Origin of the sequence: Streptomyces ipomoeae 91-03, from assembly GCF_000317595.1 — a bacterium.
Taxonomy (GTDB): domain Bacteria; phylum Actinomycetota; class Actinomycetes; order Streptomycetales; family Streptomycetaceae; genus Streptomyces; species Streptomyces ipomoeae.
In genome coordinates, this window is record NZ_AEJC01000062.1 from 1 (window position 1) to 2,438 (window position 2,438).

The 2,438-nt window shown below is 68.1% G+C and carries 2 protein-coding genes; both read left to right on the forward strand.

Going from position 1 to position 2,438, the window contains the following annotated elements:
* The first annotated feature begins 159 nt into the window (after positions 1 to 159).
* Complete coding sequence (locus tag STRIP9103_RS04050) at positions 160 to 954, forward strand: fumarylacetoacetate hydrolase family protein (protein WP_009298149.1); 795 nt, start codon at positions 160 to 162, stop codon at positions 952 to 954.
* Positions 947 to 2,422, forward strand: a complete 1,476-nt coding sequence (gltX, locus tag STRIP9103_RS04055; RefSeq protein ID WP_009298150.1) for a glutamate--tRNA ligase — start codon at positions 947 to 949, stop codon at positions 2,420 to 2,422. The genes STRIP9103_RS04050 and gltX overlap by 8 nt, the downstream gene beginning before the upstream one ends.
* Positions 2,423 to 2,438: the final 16 nt, after the last annotated feature.

The window sequence follows — 2,438 nt, forward strand, 5'->3', positions numbered from 1 at the left end:
GCCCTTCGTCATACGTACGCCGCTGATGCGCGAGACGCGTACGCCGTTAATGCGCGAGGCGGGCGCCCCTGCCCGCGCTAGCCTGGAGTGTCAGACTCCAGCCGGACCAGCCGGGTCGGTCACTCACTCATTCACTCACTTAAGGGGCGCAAGGATCCCGTGCGCATCGCCAGATTCTCCATCGACGGGAACGTCGCCTTCGGCGCGGTCGAGGGCGACAAGCCGGACGAGCTCGTGCTCGACATCATCAAGGGCATTCCGTTCGCGGACTTCGAGCTCTCCGGTACGAAGGTCCCGCTGGCCCCTCTCGACTCGAAAACAAGGGTCAGGCTGCTGCCGCCGGTGCTCCCCAACAAGGTCGTGGCCTTCGGCCGCAACTACGCCGAGCACGCCCGCGAGCTCGGCAACGAGGTCCCCGACGCCCCCTTCGCCTTCTTCAAGCCCGCCACCTCGGTGATCGGCCCCGGCGACGAGATCCAGTACCCGACCTTCTCCGAGGACCTCCACCACGAGGCCGAGCTGGCCGTGGTCATCGGCCGCATGTGCCGCGAGGTCCCGCGCGAACGCGTCAAGGACGTGATCTTCGGCTACACCTGCGCCAACGACATCACCGCCCGTGACGTCCAGAAGCGCGAGAAGCAGTGGGCCCGGGCCAAGGGCTTCGACACCTCCTGCCCCCTCGGCCCCTGGGTGGAGACCGACCTCGACCCGAGCGACCTGACCATCCAGCTCACCGTCAACGGCCAGCAGCGTCAGCTCGGCCGTACGAGCGAGATGATCCACTCGATCGAGGATCTGATCGTCAACATCACCGAGGCCATGACCCTGCTCCCGGGCGACGTCATCCTCACGGGCACCCCGGCAGGGGTCGGCCCCCTCACCGTCGGCGACGAGGTCGCCGTCACCATCGAAGGCATCGGCACTCTCACCAACAAGGTGATCAAGCGTGGCTAACGGCTCCGTCCGCGTACGTTTCTGTCCGTCCCCGACCGGCAACCCCCATGTGGGCCTGGTCCGCACGGCCCTGTTCAACTGGGCGTTCGCCCGCCACACCGGCGGCACGTTCGTCTTCCGCATCGAGGACACCGACGCGGCCCGTGACTCCGAGGAGTCCTACGAGCAGCTCCTGGACTCGCTGCGCTGGCTGGGCTTCACCTGGGACGAGGGCCCCGAGGTCGGCGGCCCGCACGCGCCGTACCGCCAGTCGCAGCGGATGGACATCTACAAGGAGGTCGCCCAGAAGCTCCTGGACGCCGGCCACGCGTACCACTGCTACTGCACCGCCTCGGAGCTGGAGGAGCGCCGCGAGGCCGCCCGCGCCGCCGGCCGGCCCTCCGGCTACGACGGCAAGTGCCGCGAGGTCACGCCCGAGCAGAAGGCCCAGTACGAGGCCGAGGGCCGTGAGTCGATCGTCCGCTTCCGGATGCCCGACGAGACGATCACTTTCACGGACCTGGTCCGCGGCGAGCTGACCTTCACCCCGGAGAACGTGCCGGACTACGGCATCGTCCGCGCGAACGGCGCCCCGCTCTACACGCTCGTCAACCCGGTCGACGACGCCCTGATGGAGATCACCCACGTCCTGCGCGGCGAGGACCTGCTCTCCTCGACGCCCCGTCAGATCGCCCTCTACAAGGCGCTGATCGAGCTGGGCGTCGCCAAGGAGATCCCGTCCTTCGGCCACCTGCCGTATGTGATGGGCGAGGGCAACAAGAAGCTCTCCAAGCGCGACCCGCAGTCGAGCCTGAACCTCTACCGGGAGCGCGGCTTCCTGCCCGAGGGCCTGCTCAACTACCTCTCCCTGCTCGGCTGGTCGCTCTCGGCGGACAAGGACATCTTCACGATCGAGGAGATGGTCGCCGCCTTCGACATCGCCGACGTGAACCCCAATCCGGCCCGCTTCGACCTGAAGAAGTGCGAGGCGATCAACGCCGACCACATCCGCATGCTGGGTGTGAAGGAGTTCACCGAGCGCTGCGAGCCCTGGCTGAAGGCCCCCTTCGCCCCCTGGGCGCCGGAGGACTTCGACGAGGCCAAGTGGCAGGCCATCGCCCCGCACGCCCAGACCCGTCTGAAGGTCCTGTCGGAGATCACCGACAACGTCGACTTCCTGTTCCTGCCGGAGCCGGTCGAGGACGAGGCGAGCTGGACCAAGGCCATGAAGGAGGGCAGCGACGCTCTGCTGAGGACCGCTCGCGAGAAGCTGGAGTCGGCCGACTGGACCTCCGCGGAGTCGCTGAAGGAGGCCGTCCTGGCCGCCGGCGAGGTCCACGGCCTCAAGCTCGGCAAGGCCCAGGCCCCCGTCCGCGTGGCCGTCACCGGCCGCACCGTCGGCCTCCCCCTCTTCGAGTCCTTGGAGATCCTGGGCAAGGAGAAGACGCTGGCGAGGATCGACGCGACGCTGGCCAAGCTGGCGGCGTAACGCACACACGCGGATG